The 14,636-nt window shown below is 35.4% G+C and carries 16 protein-coding genes; 1 reads left to right on the top strand and 15 read right to left on the bottom strand.

Going from position 1 to position 14,636, the window contains the following annotated elements:
• Nucleotides 1-22: 22 nt before the first annotated feature.
• From ispE to metG, 9 genes are all read right to left on the bottom strand, one after another.
• Nucleotides 23-892, bottom strand: coding sequence for a 4-(cytidine 5'-diphospho)-2-C-methyl-D-erythritol kinase (gene ispE, locus BK577_RS11855; protein ID WP_078433052.1), 870 nt, complete (start codon nucleotides 890-892; stop codon nucleotides 23-25).
• Nucleotides 893-1,224: 332 nt separating this feature from the next.
• The gene (locus BK577_RS11850; RefSeq protein ID WP_078433051.1) at nucleotides 1,225-1,407 is read right to left on the bottom strand and encodes a small, acid-soluble spore protein, alpha/beta type; all 183 of its coding nucleotides are present in this window, start codon (nucleotides 1,405-1,407) and stop codon (nucleotides 1,225-1,227) included.
• Between the two features lie 141 nt (nucleotides 1,408-1,548).
• Nucleotides 1,549-1,818: a biofilm formation stimulator Veg gene (gene veg, locus BK577_RS11845; protein WP_026562427.1), complete on the bottom strand. Its 270-nt coding sequence runs from the start codon at nucleotides 1,816-1,818 to the stop codon at nucleotides 1,549-1,551.
• A gap of 417 nt (nucleotides 1,819-2,235) precedes the next feature.
• Nucleotides 2,236-3,117, bottom strand: a complete 882-nt coding sequence (yabG, locus tag BK577_RS11840) for a sporulation peptidase YabG (RefSeq protein ID WP_078433050.1) — start codon at nucleotides 3,115-3,117, stop codon at nucleotides 2,236-2,238.
• Nucleotides 3,118-3,409: 292 nt separating this feature from the next.
• The gene (gene rsmA, locus BK577_RS11835; protein ID WP_078433049.1) at nucleotides 3,410-4,291 is read right to left on the bottom strand and encodes a 16S rRNA (adenine(1518)-N(6)/adenine(1519)-N(6))-dimethyltransferase RsmA; all 882 of its coding nucleotides are present in this window, start codon (nucleotides 4,289-4,291) and stop codon (nucleotides 3,410-3,412) included.
• Complete coding sequence (rnmV, locus tag BK577_RS11830) at nucleotides 4,291-4,848, bottom strand: ribonuclease M5 (RefSeq protein WP_078433048.1); 558 nt, start codon at nucleotides 4,846-4,848, stop codon at nucleotides 4,291-4,293. The genes rsmA and rnmV overlap by 1 nt, the downstream gene beginning before the upstream one ends.
• Nucleotides 4,849-5,040: 192 nt before the next feature.
• Nucleotides 5,041-6,234 (bottom strand): ubiquitin-like domain-containing protein, encoded by a 1,194-nt coding sequence (locus tag BK577_RS26610; protein WP_078433047.1) that lies wholly within the window; start codon nucleotides 6,232-6,234, stop codon nucleotides 5,041-5,043.
• 241 nt (nucleotides 6,235-6,475) lie between these two features.
• Nucleotides 6,476-7,246 (bottom strand): TatD family hydrolase, encoded by a 771-nt coding sequence (locus BK577_RS11820; protein ID WP_078433046.1) that lies wholly within the window; start codon nucleotides 7,244-7,246, stop codon nucleotides 6,476-6,478.
• Between the two features lie 207 nt (nucleotides 7,247-7,453).
• Complete coding sequence (gene metG, locus BK577_RS11815) at nucleotides 7,454-9,442, bottom strand: methionine--tRNA ligase (protein ID WP_078433045.1); 1,989 nt, start codon at nucleotides 9,440-9,442, stop codon at nucleotides 7,454-7,456.
• Nucleotides 9,443-10,058: 616 nt separating this feature from the next.
• Between metG and BK577_RS11810 the strand changes: the two genes are divergently transcribed.
• A complete protein-coding gene (locus BK577_RS11810) occupies nucleotides 10,059-10,340 on the top strand; it encodes a transition state genes transcriptional regulator AbrB (protein WP_026562434.1) in 282 nt (93 codons plus the stop codon).
• A gap of 36 nt (nucleotides 10,341-10,376) precedes the next feature.
• Here the strand turns inward: BK577_RS11810 and rsmI are convergent, their stop codons facing one another.
• The 6 genes from rsmI to holB form a co-directional block, all read right to left on the bottom strand.
• Nucleotides 10,377-11,255 carry a 16S rRNA (cytidine(1402)-2'-O)-methyltransferase gene (gene rsmI / locus BK577_RS11805; RefSeq protein WP_078433044.1) on the bottom strand — a complete coding sequence of 293 codons (879 nt, stop codon included), beginning with the start codon at nucleotides 11,253-11,255 and terminating at the stop codon, nucleotides 10,377-10,379.
• Between the two features lie 7 nt (nucleotides 11,256-11,262).
• Entirely contained in the window at nucleotides 11,263-11,520 is a 258-nt protein-coding gene (locus BK577_RS11800) for a GIY-YIG nuclease family protein (protein WP_078433043.1), read from the bottom strand.
• Between the two features lie 36 nt (nucleotides 11,521-11,556).
• Nucleotides 11,557-12,309 (bottom strand): tRNA1(Val) (adenine(37)-N6)-methyltransferase, encoded by a 753-nt coding sequence (locus tag BK577_RS11795; protein WP_078433042.1) that lies wholly within the window; start codon nucleotides 12,307-12,309, stop codon nucleotides 11,557-11,559.
• Between the two features lie 108 nt (nucleotides 12,310-12,417).
• Nucleotides 12,418-12,789, bottom strand: a complete 372-nt coding sequence (gene yabA, locus BK577_RS11790) for a DNA replication initiation control protein YabA (protein ID WP_078433041.1) — start codon at nucleotides 12,787-12,789, stop codon at nucleotides 12,418-12,420.
• Between the two features lie 13 nt (nucleotides 12,790-12,802).
• Nucleotides 12,803-13,630, bottom strand: coding sequence for a competence/sporulation regulator complex protein RicT (ricT, locus tag BK577_RS11785; RefSeq protein WP_078433040.1), 828 nt, complete (start codon nucleotides 13,628-13,630; stop codon nucleotides 12,803-12,805).
• A 2-nt stretch (nucleotides 13,631-13,632) separates the two neighbouring features.
• Nucleotides 13,633-14,625, bottom strand: a complete 993-nt coding sequence (gene holB, locus BK577_RS11780; RefSeq protein ID WP_078433039.1) for a DNA polymerase III subunit delta' — start codon at nucleotides 14,623-14,625, stop codon at nucleotides 13,633-13,635.
• Nucleotides 14,626-14,636: the final 11 nt, after the last annotated feature.

Below are 14,636 nucleotides of genomic sequence, written 5' to 3'. Positions count from 1 at the left end.
AAATATAACTTAATATCCGTATTTAATCAAGGATGTTTCGCTCTCCAAGCATCCTTACAGCAAATACCTGATCACAAAAGCCTCTTAAACCATTATATACACGTGGTAAACGTGACTCATACTGTACCAACCCAAATACTGTTGGTCCGCTTCCACTCATCAATACAGCATCAGCACCAAACCTTTTCATTTGTTCTTTTATATTTGCTACCTCTGGATGCATACGCAATGTAACATCCTCTAGAACATTTCCCATTAAGGAACAGATTTTTTCATAATGATTATTATGTAAGGCACTAACCATTCCATCTACATCAGGATGTTGAACCGTTTGCAGATTTAAGTTTCGATATACATCTGCTGTTGAAACCCCGATCGTTGGTTTTGCAAGCACTACCCAGCAATGTGGTGGCGGATCAATTTGCTGAATCATTTCACCACGACCAGTTGCCAGTGCTGTTCCTCCATATACACAAAAGGATACATCTGACCCAATCTCTGCACCGAGTTTTGCTAAGTCATCAAGAGTCAAACCAAGTTTCCATAACTTATTAAGTCCTCTTAATGTCGCTGCCGCATCACTGCTTCCACCCGCTAATCCTGCAGCAACCGGTATTGTTTTTGTAATTGAAATGGATACACCTCTTTCAATATTAAAACGGTCCTTTAATAACTTTGCTGCTTGATAAGCTAAATTCCGCTGATCGTCTGGAACAAAACGATTATGTGAGACTATCCGGATTTCATTTGGGGAAATATCTACTAATTCAACACGATCCGCAAGATCAATAGTTGTCATGATCATTCTTACTTCATGAAAACCATCTTGTCGCTTGCGGAGAACATCTAACGATAAATTTATCTTGGCTGGTGCCTTCTCTAAAACACGCATCTTTGTCACCTACTTGAACGAACTAAAATTGTATCAACATTGTACCACAAAAGCAGGTATCGTATTGCTTTTTTCGACATTTCCATTGTTTTATAACCAGATTCTCGGAATGGATAGAAGACGATGACCATTAGATATATGATACAAATACAAGTACCTCTGTTCATTTCTTATCATATTAGTGGTTTTTTATTCTTACAGAGAATAAATAGTAAAGAAAATTACAAATCCTTCGACATCATATAATCTATATCGTAAAAAAAGGGCCGGTTACAAAACCATTCAAACCAAATGAATGTTTTATTAACCAAACCCTATGCCGCCAATCTAAGTTACTTATTCTGTTGTTTCGAAAGCTGTACTTCAGCTAATTCAATTGCACGCTTAACCATATTCCCGGCATCACGTGAGCGGATTGCTCCCCAGCCTTCTTCCTTCACGATATCGTAAAACCCCAGGTCTTTTGCTAATTCATATTTAAAGCTTTCAGACATTATTCCACGACGTCTCGCCATCTGCAAACACACTTCCCTTCAAAGGATAAGCTAAAGTTTCCAAATAGAAAAAGTACTGCGGCTTTTATAGTATTTGAATATAAACATCTAGATATGTATGATACGAATCTTAAGCAAAAAAAAACAGTAAACATATGCTGTCTACTGTCCGCTAACTGCAAAAGAACCTGTTGTATCTTCAAAAAATGTAAGTTGTACTGTTTCAGTCAAAACATCGGCATAGCTGTAAGATACACGTTCAAACGAATTTTCATCTTGATCAAGTTCAATAACAAAGACAGATGGATAGGTTTCTGCTAGTACACCACAGCGTTCTATCGTTTTTCTACGACCACCATTAGCTTTAAGAGTTAGTCGTCTGCCAAGATTACCATCCAAGGATTTTTTAATATCCGTTAGAGTTTTTCCCATTGCATCCACCTCACTAAGATTATTATACAACCTTTCGCCTATGTAAGTCAAATAAAATTTAAATTATAACAGTATCTTTTCACTACTGTCAATAAAATATTTTCAACAAAATTCTCATTTGTCACCTATAGTTTGAACAAACATCCTAACTTTTATGTAACAAAAATGAATGTTTTTTCATCTTATTGATATGAATGTTCATTTTTTTCCTACAATGCATAAGTTTAGAGAGGAAAAAACGAATTAAATTTGTTAAAATGATGAATATTTTCTATCTATGTGTTAAAAGGAATTAGCCATTCTTTTTTGAGATTTAGTCGAAAACAGAAGATAAATTTCCCTCTTTCCTTTCATCTAACATAAGACTAATCAACAAAAAATAGCCACTTACATATTGAAAACGTAAGCGGCCAGGAATCATGGACTTGATGGTTTTCTGTAAGGCATACCAGTTCTAAGTACTCCTCGTGTTTCGACACCGCCTAGCCCCTTTTCTCGAGTGAGAGTGTTCCTTAAAACATCCCATACATTAATCCTTTCAACAAAAGGTGTAAAGCTGACCTTTGCAACGATATAAACCGGATCTAGTGCATGAATATTAACTCTAGATGGGGAACTTGCAAAATTAGCACCTGCACGTATAAGTGATTCAAAATGTGACTGACACGCCCCGGCAAAGATGACAAGCTGGTCAAGGTGTGGAACTTTATTACGTGCCTGCCGAACTGTTTGAACAAAGTGCTTGGAATGCCTATAAGCATTAATATCATCGATACTACCTTTATGCTTTGAATAAGCATCATGTCCTGTAACAACTAATATATCTGGTCGATATTTTGTTAGGAGGTCAGTAATTTTTTCAGGCATTTCCTTTTCATTTACATGAACACCATTTACAGGTACTCCAATTTTTTCATACAAGGAGAGACATTTTTGTAAATAAAGTGGATCACCATCAACATGAAGGACCCTCCCCGGGATATGGAAAAACTCCTCATTATGACTGTAGCTGGAAGTAGCATAATATTCTTGTTTTTCTCTTAGCAACTGATAATCCTGCCGAAATAAATAATAAGACTGATCAATTCTCTCTTTTTCTTTTTGTTTTCTCGTATTTTTTTCAGCCTCATCAACGATAACTAAATCATTGCACCCTGCATCTGCAATTAGTCTTACTTCATCTCCATATAAAATTGCCACCTGCTCTCCAGTAGCAGTTGTTTTTACGTCTATAACACGAAATAATAAGTCTTGATTATATGATTTTCTCGCAACAACATCTCCAATTTTCACTTGCATCCTATACCACTCCAATGAATGATTCACCTGTTGTCTTATCAAGTTAGCTCACAACGTCAGGCCCTTCTCCTTTTAGCTGGATCAAGGATTAAAAATGATCCTTTTCTAGCCTATGTAGGTTTTTAAAATTGGTGATATGCTGAAAAAAATTAGAAAACTTGGCTTGTCGCCAAGTCGTAATGGCGAAAGCCTTAATTTTTCTTATACGACCATCCATAAAATTTATATACATTCTAATAGTAAAACAAAAAAACAGGGGTGTTCCTTTTACGGGACACCCCTGATCTTATTATCATCTGCTTACAATTTTAACTAAATGATCACTGAGCTTAGCAAATTCTTCAATCGATAATGACTCTCCCCTTCTTTTACCATCGATTCCAATTTCAAGAAGCGCCTCTTCTATTTTCCCTTTCTGCTCTTTTCCATTTGGCAGATAATGTACAAGATTGTTTAATAATGTTTTTCTCCTTTGCGCAAAGCTCGCACGTACAATTTGAAAGAAAAAGCCTTCATCTTCAATTTCAACAATTGGTTTATCTCTAACTAATAATCGAATGATTGCTGAGTCTACATTCGGTTGAGGCACAAAAACTGTCTTTGGTACAGTCATGACCGTCTTGGCTTCTGTATAATATTGCACAGCAATTGAGAGTGAACCATATTCTTTTGTGGACGGAACAGCTGATATTCGATCAGCAACTTCCTTTTGAAGCATGACAACAATACCTTTTAATGGCAGTTTTTCTTCTAATAGCTTCATAATAATAGGTGTAGTAACATAGTACGGTAAATTAGCCACAACCATGATTTCCTCACAATCGTGAAAGGAATCTTCAATTGCCTGATTTAGATTTGCTTCCAGAACATCTTGATGAATAACTGTTACATTTTTATACGGCTCTAATGTCTCGTTAAGAATAGGAAGCAGCCTTTGATCAATTTCAAAAGCAAGCACACGCTTTGCTCTTCTGGCTAACTGTTCAGTTAGAGCACCAATACCCGGACCAATTTCTATAACGCCTGTTTTATCTGTTACTTCTGCATGGTCAACAATCCTAGAAAGAACATTTGGCTCAATCAAGAAGTTTTGACCTAAGCTTTTTTTAAATGAAAAGCCGTACTTTTCTAAAATAGCCTTTGTTCGAATGGGTGTTGCTATATCCTTCGTCATCACTTATTTTCCTCCTGCAGGATTTTGTTTATAGCATTTAAATAATCGCCTCTTGAGATTTGAAACATTTGTAACCTTTTGTGTAATTGCTTTCCATTTGTATAACCTATTTTCAAAAGTAATCCTAATTTTTCACGTCTATCCTTCGCCTTACTGCCACCTATTAAACCTGCATCAAGTAAGTCGTCAAAACTAATCTCACTTGAAAATTCCTTCATTTCTTCCTTAACTGCATGAAGAGCTTTTCGGATGGCATCATTCGAAGCATGCTCTACTCCTATTCCTCTACCTCGTTTAGGCCTTGCTTCATCTTTGGGCAAAAAAGCATGCTTACATCCAGGCACTAGTTCTGAAATGGTCTTTCGGATTTTTTCACCTGGAAAATCCGGATCAGTAAATATAATGACTCCACGTGTTTGTTGAGCCAATTTAATTTGTTCAATAACACTATCTCCTATTGAAGAGCCATTTGTTTCAATTGTATCTGCATCAACAGCTCTCTTTATAGCTGTAGTATCGTCTTTTCCTTCTACAACGATAATTTCTTTTATTTTCATTATTTCCTCCAAAAAAAGTTGAAACTTTTCCCTATGTAATTACGTCTTATGTAATGAAGAGATATAAACAGTATACATTCCTTTTAAAAAGAACAAAAGTGTGGGTTGGAATAGCCTTGTTTTATAAGCAGCCTCATAAGAAATTATTTAAAGGAAAAATAAAAAACAGAGGAAATTAATCCTCTGTCAAATCTATTCTAAAATTTTAATTTTTACTCTTTTCGAACCCCATCGATAGGCAGCTGATTTTGATGATAAAAACACATCGATTTTGTTCCCTTTAATAGCGGAACCAGTATCAGCAGCAACTGCATATCCATAGCCCTCGACATATACTTTGGTACCCAAAGGAATGACACTAGGGTCAACAGCAATAACCTTTGCATTTGGATTTGCTTTTAAATTCACTCCTGTTGCAGTGGTTCCGGAACAACCATTGCAATTTGCAGTATAAGCCGTTGAATTTACATAAAACTCTTTTGAAACAGAATCATTTCCTCGAGAAGCAACAGTTGTACTCGTTTGAACAACCTTAGTCCCTAGAGCAACTACACGATCCTCACTTTTTTGAACTGTTTCAGTTTTCAATAGTTTTCTCGTTACTTCCTGGCCGTTTTCAATTGTTACTTCATAATGCTTTTCTTGTTTACCTTCTTTTCCTGAGTTGATAACTTTTTGTACGCCCTTCTCAATGTTGTCATCCTTCTTTTCCACAACATTAAAGGCGATCGGTTCTTCCACTACATCGGTGACTTTTTCTATTCTGGTTACTGTAACATTACTCTTTTCAGTTAATTCATCTGTTAGAGCGGGTTTAACTTTATCCAATTCATTTAATTGAACATCTTGATTCTTTAAAAAGTCAGCGACAGTAGTCGAAGTAGTCCAAACATGTTGCTTTTCCTCTTCGCCAACATTTAGTGTAATTTGAAATGCTTTATCAATTGTTAGTGACAAATCGTTCTTAATTACTGTATCTAAAGCTGGTTCTATTCGATCATGCTCAGTGACATCAATATCCTCTTGTTGTATCAGTTCTTTAACTGTATCCGCTGTTGTCCAAATTGTCCTTCGTTCATCACCCATTGCAACTTTAATTGGTTTTGCTGCTTTATAGGTGATTTTCATATCATCTTTAATTTTATTTTTAGTATCGTGTGATAGTTCATCTTCTTGTCTTATATCTATTTCATATTCTTTAAGTAAATCGTTGACAGTGTTTGCATGTGTACGGACTATTTCTTCTTTACCGTTGATGGTCAATGAGACAGATTCCTTCGTTAACTCATATGTACCGTACGCAGACCCTGATCCTAAAACTATTAAACTAGTAGCAGAAAGGACAAATTTGTTCTTTATTACCTTTTCGGAAAACAGCTTTTTCAAATTTTCACTAAAAATGAAAACCGCCTCCTTCTTCCTCGTGGATTATATAGAGTATCTTTCGTCTTGTCAACCCTTTGGGCGTTGTCTCATTTTTCCAACGTACTCATAATTATGCTTAATAAGTCAGGAAAAGTGAAGTAAGAGTTATCGACAAAGTTATACTATGAGGAAGTTTAGACATGTAGAACTGAATGATTTTCTCAAAAAGTGGACAAGCTCCTGCATAACTCGACAACTTTCGTTATCGAGTTATGCCGAATATCTTCATGGCATTGTCGGATGTTTTTTGAGCAATTTCCTCAAAATCCATCTCTCTTAGCTCAGCAATTTGTTCTGCTACATACTTTACATAACTTGGCTCATTACGCTTTCCTCTAAATGGGTGTGGTGTTAAATAAGGACAATCTGTTTCAATGAGTAATCGCTCGATTGGAATTTCTTTAGCAACTTCCTTCGGTTTTTTTGCATTTTTAAAGGTTACAGGACCACCAAATGAAATATAGAAGTTCATGTCCATACACTGCTTTGCTACCTCTAAACTCCCGGTGAAACAATGCATAATGCCTCCTACTTCACTAGCTCCTTCCTCTCGTAAAATTTCCACCACATCTTCTGTTGCATCACGATTATGAATGATGATCGGAAGCTTTACCTCTTTAGCTAATTGAATTTGTTTACGAAATACTTCTTTTTGTACTTCCTTCGGTGACTTATCCCAGTAATAATCTAGTCCCATCTCACCTATAGCAACTACTTTTGGATGTGAAGCCAAATCCTTAATCCACAGTAAATCCTCATCTGTCATATCTACTGCGTCAACAGGGTGCCACCCTACTGCTGCATATATCATGTCATATTTTTCTGTAAGTTCCATTGCTCTTGTAATCGTTTCTTTATCAAAACCTACCACAACAATATGTGTAACTTTTTCCAATCGGGCTCTTTCAATGACTTCTTCCAAGTCCTCATCATATTGAATAGCATTTAAATGAGCATGTGTATCAAATAGCATTTTTCTACTTCCTTTCCTCAGCTTGTTTCGACAAATCCGTATCATGTTTTACAAAATGTTACACGTGAAACATTTGTTTTTCGGCAGCTTTCATCAACTTATTCTAATGACAGTTAACTGTTCTAATATCTACATGTAATAAGGTTTCCAAACTTCTAATAATAAAAGTGAGCGTCTCATTAAATATAAGACGCTCACAAAGGGTAGTTATTTTACTTTTGAACCGTTTGGAAGGTCAGCAAAAACTGTTGCGACTGAAAGTAAATCACCTTGTGATCCAGCTAAAATCATTCCTTGAGATAATTCGCCACGAAGCTTCACAGGTTTTAGATTAGCAACACAGATAACTTTTTTTCCTATTAGTTCCTCTGGTTTATAATGTTTGGCAATTCCAGAAACAACCTGCCTTTTCTCATACCCTAAGTCCAACTGGATTTTTAACAAACGATCTGCCTTTTTTACTGGTTCAACTTGGAGAACTTCCGCTACCCGAAGGTCTAATTTCATAAAATCATCAATTGTAATTTCCTCTTCTTGAGGAGCAATATTTGCATCTTTTTTCTCAGCTTCTACAACCGGAGCAGAGCCTTTCATTTGTTCTTTGATATACTTTACTTCTTCCTCCACTTCTAATCGTGGAAAGATAGGTGACTGTTTGTTTACATTTGTTTGGTCAATCTGGCCAAATGCCAAAAGGCTATCCCAATTCTTTAAAGCTTCAGTATGAATACCTAGTTGGTCAAAGATTTTATTTGGTGTTTCTGTTAAAAATGGTTTCAATAAAACTGCAGTGATTCGTAGTGATTCAGCTAAATGGACCATTACTGAAGCCAATTTATCATTGTCTTCTTCATTTTTTGCTAGGACCCATGGTTGCGTTTCATCAATGTATTTATTTGTTCTGCTAACAAACTGCCATAGGGATGAAAGTGCAATTGAGAATTCCATATTTTCCATTGCCTCTTCATATTTCTTAATCGTTTCCTGTGAAGTCTTTACAAGTTGATCATCAAATTCTGTTTGACTTCCATTATAAGCAGGTGTTTTCCCTTCAAAATACTTATCAATCATAGCTACAGTTCGGTTGAGCAGGTTACCTAAGTCATTTGCTAAATCATAGTTAACACGATCAATAAATCCTTCAGGAGTAAAGACTCCGTCAGAACCAAAAGGTACTTCTCTTAATAAATAATATCTAAGAGCATCTAAGCCATATTTATCAATCAATGTAACTGGATCCACTACATTCCCCTTAGATTTTGACATCTTACCATCTTTCATTAAAAGCCAACCATGAGCAAATACCTTCTTAGGAAGTGGTAAATCCAATGCCATTAACATAATAGGCCAGTAGATTGTATGAAAACGGACAATTTCCTTCCCTACAATATGAACATTTGCAGGCCAGTATTTTTTATATTTATCGTCTTGTTCTGTTCCATACCCGAGTGCCGTAATATAATTTGAAAGTGCATCAATCCAAACATAGATAACATGTTTTGGATCTCCAGGTACTTTTATTCCCCAATCAAAAGTTGTTCGCGATACAGCCAAATCTTCTAATCCAGGTTTAATAAAATTATTTATCATTTCATTTTTTCTTGATTCTGGTTGAATGAATTCTGGATTTTCTTCATAGAACGCTAACAACCGATCTGCATATTTACTCATTTTAAAGAAATATGATTCTTCTTTTACTAATTCAACCGGATGACCGCTGTCAGGACTTTTACCCCCGACGATTTTGCCATTTTCTTTAATTGGATCAACGAGCTGAAGTTCCGTGTAGAAGGTTTCATCTGGTACTGAATACCAACCTTCATATTCATCTAAATAGATATCACCTTGTTCAACAAGCTGAGCAAAGATTTTTTCTACTACTATCTTATGTCGATCTTCTGTGGTTCGGATAAAGTCATCGTAAGATATATCCATTTTTCCCCAAAGATCTTTTATTCCGGATACAATTCCATCAACATATTGCTGTGGAGTAATGTTACTTTCTTCAGCTTTTCTTTGGATCTTTTGTCCATGTTCATCTGTACCTGTTAAGTACATGACATCAAACCCGCGCATACGTTTATAACGAGCCATTGCATCACCTGCTACGGTCGTATAGGCATGTCCGATATGTAACTTTCCACTCGGATAATAGATTGGAGTTGTAATATAAAATGTCTTTTCTTTATTTTCCATTGTATAACCTCCTTGTGCTAACTAGTTATTAAAATAAGTACCCTGCAAGTCATCAAAAAAAGCCCTCGCCCAAAGGACGAGAGCGATAAGAAACCATGTATCCTTAATGCTATTCAAATACCCTAGCCCCAAAGGTACTTCCGGTACTATTATGTATCTTAAGATTTGGGATCAATAAGTAGCCCTTACTAACCTAACCATCTCAGACTTTTTCATACTCTTAATGATACCATCTTAGCCTCTAATATCAAGAATATATACCTAAAGTTTTAACATTTCTCTGATTCGACAAGATCATTTAGATTTTTGTCGAATTTTCAAATATAGATGTCGAACGAACACCACTAATAATTAACAAAAATAATAATATATCCGTATATCCAATTTCCAATTTTAGGTTTATTATACATAATTTGTGGGTAAATAATAGAAAAAACCCACTTATACTAAGGGTTCTATATAGCACCTATTTTTTTACATGGAAATATAGTAAAAATGATTGACGTTTATTGGAAACACTGATATGCTTAAAAAGCAAATCAGTTTTTGTCGAATATTGACGAAGTATAGTAAAAAAACATAAATATATATAAAGGTGAGAGGAGATTACCAAATTATGAAATCTACTGGAATTGTACGTAAAGTTGATGAATTAGGCCGTGTAGTTATTCCTATTGAATTACGCCGTACTTTAGGTATTGCTGAAAAGGATGCATTGGAAATTTACGTTGATGATGATAAAATTATTTTGAAAAAATACAAGCCAAATATGACTTGCCAAATCACTGGGGAAGTTTCTGATGATAACTTGGCGTTAGCAAATGGTAAATTAGTTTTAAGCCGTGAAGGTGCAGAGCAAATCTTATCTGAAATTCAAAATCAATTAGTAAATAAGTAATATAAAAAAGGGATCAGATCTGATCCCTTTTTTATATTATTCTATATGATATGCCTGATAAACGTCTCTTTTTTGAACATTTCGCTCAAGTGCTACTTTTTTAATAGCCTCTTTGGAATTTAATCCTTCGCGTATGTAGTGCTCAACATGTTCTTTTGCAGATAGTGCATTCCACCAACTATCTTTCTCATCAGTGATTTCTTCTTTTGAACCTTCAACAATGATACAAAATTCTCCACGTATTTCATTGTTTTCAGACCAAGATATGACCTCTTCAATGTTACCTCTTATGAATTCCTCAAACTTCTTCGTTAATTCTCGCGATAAACAAATCGTTCTATTTCCTAAACACTCAAGCATTACATGTAGTGTTTCCTTTAGACGATGTGGTGACTCATATAAAATAAATGTTTCGTTACGACTACTTAATGAAGATAATTGATTTTTTTTCTCTTTCTTTTGGCGATCTAAAAATCCAAAAAAATAAAACGGTTGTGGTGTAATACCGGAAGCAATGAGTGCTGTTAATGCTGCATTAGCACCTGGTAGTGGAATTACCTTGGCACCTGATTCTAAAACTTGTTGTACTAGTTCACTACCGGGATCAGAAATTGTTGGCATACCTGCGTCACTAATTAATGCAACACTCTTATTTTCCTGTAAATACTCAATAATCCTATGTCCACTGCTTTCTTTATTATGTTCATGATAGCTAAAGATGGGAGTATCAATTTCAAAGTGGTTACATAACTTCTTTGACTGACGTGTATCCTCTGCAGCGATAAGATCTACTTCCCTTAACACCTTAATAGCCCGAAAAGTCATATCCTCCAAGTTACCGATTGGTGTTGGAACTAAAAATAAATCTCCCATTTTCATTTCATCATGAATAAAGCTTTTTTGTGTATGTAGCATATTCCCTTCACCTACCTTCTATATATGATTGTTTCCTTTTCTTAGAAAACTTTTTGAATTTAATTTCCATTTTTAATGCTTCACTTTTCGATTCAAACTTTTCTGAGTATAGGAGTTTCACTGGAGTTCTGCCTCTCGTATATTTCGCACCTTTACCAGTGTTATGATTGTGTATACGTCTCTCAAGATTTACTGTATAACCTGCATAATAACTTCCATCACTACATTCTAACACATAAAAATAGTGTACTTCATTTTGTACCATCTATATGACCCCTACCCGTAGTGTTGCCTTTTCTTTTTACTTATCTTCTTCTTTTCCATATAAAATTTCTTTTATAACTGGTGTATACTCGTGGTTTTCATCATAAACAAAAATAGGTGGCAACAGTTTCAGATCGGCTTGCCCACCCTTAATACCTTCTATTAAGACTGTGTTCGCTTCCTTGCCTTGCTTTGGATAGACAAATTGCAATCTTTTTGGTTCAATACCGTATCTTCTCATGAGTTCAACAAGATCTACTAATCTTCCTGGTCTATGAACAATTGCAACTTTTCCACCTTGTTTTACGAGCTGGCTGCTTACTTTAATGACATCCTCTAATGTACATAAGATTTCATGTCTAGCAATTGCCAAATGTTCATTGAGATTTTGTTTGTCCTTCTTTGGCGTTTTGAAATAAGGAGGATTACAAGTAACCACATCAAATTTCCCAAGCCCGAGCTCCTGAGGCATGCTTTTCAGATCTGCGTGGATCAACTTTATTTGTTGTTCCAGCTGGTTATAATGGACACTTCTATCTGCCATATCATAGAGCCTTTCTTGAATTTCCACACCGGTAATATTTCCCTTTGTTCTTGTGCTTAGGATAAGTGGAACAATACCGTTTCCTGTACATAAATCAATTATATTTCCTTTTTGAATAGGCATATAAGCAAATCTTGATAATAACACAGCATCTAATGAAAAAGAAAAAACGGACGGGCTTTGAATTATCCTTAAATTCTCAGCAAGTAAATAATCTAATCTCTCATCTCCTATTAACTTAACCATTGTTCTTTTCTCCTTTAATCTCTTCGCAAAAGCATTCAATAGCAAAAAAAGACTGACACATAGCATTTGGTTTCATCTTTTGGACAAGACCAGTATGAGTCAGCTCTATTATTTCTTATTTAGGAATGATAAGCAAAATAAACAATCACCATCTTTACGAATACTTCCATAATGTAAGTTGCAAATATGGAAGCCTTCTTGATAAAGTCTCGCTAAGTTGTCATAGCCTTCTCCTATATCAACCTGCTGACTTTGCTTCTTTTGCTCCTTATCCGTTGCTTTTGTCTTTTTTGCTTTTGTTTTCGTACCAGTCATTGTTGAATCTAATCGTCGGCGTAGGTTCTCATTTTCAATTTGTAAATGATGATTTTCTTCAATGAGTTCTCCTAAATGTTGCTTAAGCTCGCCTAATTGTGTATATAAAGATCCTATTTGTTCCTCCATACTGCTGACAGATTCAAATATTTCCTTTTTATCCACTTGTTCCACCCCATCAATCTGTGGATTGCATTGGAACTACGCCTTCTTTCTGCAATTCATCCCAAGTGTATTCAACCACGCGTTCTTGTTCCACAAGGTTTACCTGTAGAATTTTCTCTAATATATTTAACCCAACTACTTTTCCTAAACCACTTGGAGTACCAATCATCTCTCCTAAATCAGGCAATTGTTCCTTTGCAGATTCATACTCATCATTCTCATACTTGAGACAGCACATTAATCTTCCACATAAACCGGAAATTTTTGTTGGATTTAATGACAAGTTTTGATCTTTTGCCATTTTGATTGATACAGGTTCAAAGTCTCCAAGGAATGTGGAGCAGCATAACATACGACCACATGGACCAATACCACCTAGCATTTTCGCCTCATCACGGACACCAATTTGACGTAGCTCTATTCTTGTTTTAAAAATTGAAGCCAAATCTTTTACAAGCTCCCTAAAATCAACACGTCCATCTGCTGTAAAATAAAAGATCACTTTATTTCGATCAAATGTATACTCAACATCTACCAGCTTCATATCGAGACCATGCTCTGAAACCTTTTTCTGACAAACATGGTATGCCTCAGACGCAGCCTCTTGGTTTTCCTGAACCATTAACCGATCTTTTTCATCAGCTAGACGAATGACTTTTTTGAGAGGTAAAACAACATCGTTTTCCTCTACTTTTTTATTGTTTAAGACGACTTTGCCATATTCAACCCCTCTTATTGTTTCCACAATGACAAAATCATCATCCTCTATTTGAAGACCATTAGGGTCGAAATAATATATTTTGCCCGCTTTTTTAAAGCGAACTCCTACAACATTATACAAACTTATCCCTCCTGCAATGTTAAAACCAATTGTTCCATTAATAATTGTGGATTTACATTGGCATGAAGCCGTTTCTTAGCTTCTAATATAGAAGTTACCTTCTCAGTCACACTTCTTTGAGTTATTTGAAGGGCATGCTGTTTAATTTGCTGAATGATGTCCTGATATATCACTTGTTCATCATTTCCTAATTGAACAGATAAGACATCTTTATATATATATAATAATAAGTCTAACCCTGTTTCTTGCTTTTCCTTATCATTAAAATAATTCATCCACTCTGTGTGTATATACAGAGGTGCCTGTCCTTTTCGAGTGGTGAGGACTTCATATAATTTTATCACTTTCAATCTAGCCTGCGCAAACCAATCATCTTTTGACAGATTAAAAGCCGCTTCCGTGTCATTGGTTAGTTGTGCCACTAAAGAAGCAATATGTGGTGCTATCCCTGAATCTGTCAACGTCTGTTCAATGGCTTTTGGTTGCAATGGCTGAAAAGATAACAATTGACATCTTGATAATATTGTATTCAATATTTTATGATACTGTTCTGTTATGAGAATGGCAATTGTGTTGGCGTTAGGTTCTTCTAAAAACTTAAGTAAACTATTTGCAGCATTCACTGTCATCTTATCTGCATGAACAATCATATAAAGTTTTTTGTTCGATTCTACTCCGGACTTTGAAAATTCTTCTTGGAGTGCCTGAATTTGACCCTTTTTAATTGAAAGGCCATCAGGTTCAACAACATGTACATCAGGATGATTGCCCGACTCTATTCTTTTACAATTTCTACAATTGTCGCACGGCTCATAGTTTTGGAGATTTTCACAAAAAAAACTTTTCGCTAAAAGAACTCCTACTTCTCTTTTACCAGTACCTTTTTTCCCCTCAAAAAGATATGCGTGTGCCAGTCGGTCCTTTCGTATACTATTTGTTAATAGTTTGATAACCCTTGGCTGATATGAACTAAATTCACTTAAACTTTTCGTCATACTCATCACTC

Source organism: Metabacillus halosaccharovorans, assembly GCF_002019635.1.
Taxonomy (GTDB): Bacteria; Bacillota; Bacilli; order Bacillales; family Bacillaceae; genus Metabacillus; species Metabacillus halosaccharovorans.
The sequence above is the reverse complement of the archived record's forward strand: the minus strand, read 5'-3'. Positions and strand labels throughout refer to the sequence as shown.

Bases quoted from the DNA above. Each gene is read 5' to 3' on its own strand.
- ispE (WP_078433052.1), bottom strand. From the start codon at position 892: ATGCGTGTTTTAGAGAAGGCACCAGCCAAGATAAATTTATCGTTAGAT.
- BK577_RS11850 (WP_078433051.1), bottom strand. From the start codon at position 1,407: ATGGCGAGACGTCGTGGAATAATGTCTGAAAGCTTTAAATATGAATTA.
- veg (WP_026562427.1), bottom strand. From the start codon at position 1,818: ATGGGAAAAACTCTAACGGATATTAAAAAATCCTTGGATGGTAATCTT.
- yabG (WP_078433050.1), bottom strand. From the start codon at position 3,117: ATGCAAGTGAAAATTGGAGATGTTGTTGCGAGAAAATCATATAATCAA.
- rsmA (WP_078433049.1), bottom strand. From the start codon at position 4,291: ATGACGAAGGATATAGCAACACCCATTCGAACAAAGGCTATTTTAGAA.
- rnmV (WP_078433048.1), bottom strand. From the start codon at position 4,848: ATGAAAATAAAAGAAATTATCGTTGTAGAAGGAAAAGACGATACTACA.
- BK577_RS11820 (WP_078433046.1), bottom strand. From the start codon at position 7,246: ATGCTATTTGATACACATGCTCATTTAAATGCTATTCAATATGATGAG.
- metG (WP_078433045.1), bottom strand. From the start codon at position 9,442: ATGGAAAATAAAGAAAAGACATTTTATATTACAACTCCAATCTATTAT.
- BK577_RS11810 (WP_026562434.1), top strand. From the start codon at position 10,059: ATGAAATCTACTGGAATTGTACGTAAAGTTGATGAATTAGGCCGTGTA.
- rsmI (WP_078433044.1), bottom strand. From the start codon at position 11,255: ATGCTACATACACAAAAAAGCTTTATTCATGATGAAATGAAAATGGGA.
- BK577_RS11800 (WP_078433043.1), bottom strand. From the start codon at position 11,520: ATGGTACAAAATGAAGTACACTATTTTTATGTGTTAGAATGTAGTGAT.
- BK577_RS11795 (WP_078433042.1), bottom strand. From the start codon at position 12,309: ATGGTTAAGTTAATAGGAGATGAGAGATTAGATTATTTACTTGCTGAG.
- holB (WP_078433039.1), bottom strand. From the start codon at position 14,625: ATGACGAAAAGTTTAAGTGAATTTAGTTCATATCAGCCAAGGGTTATC.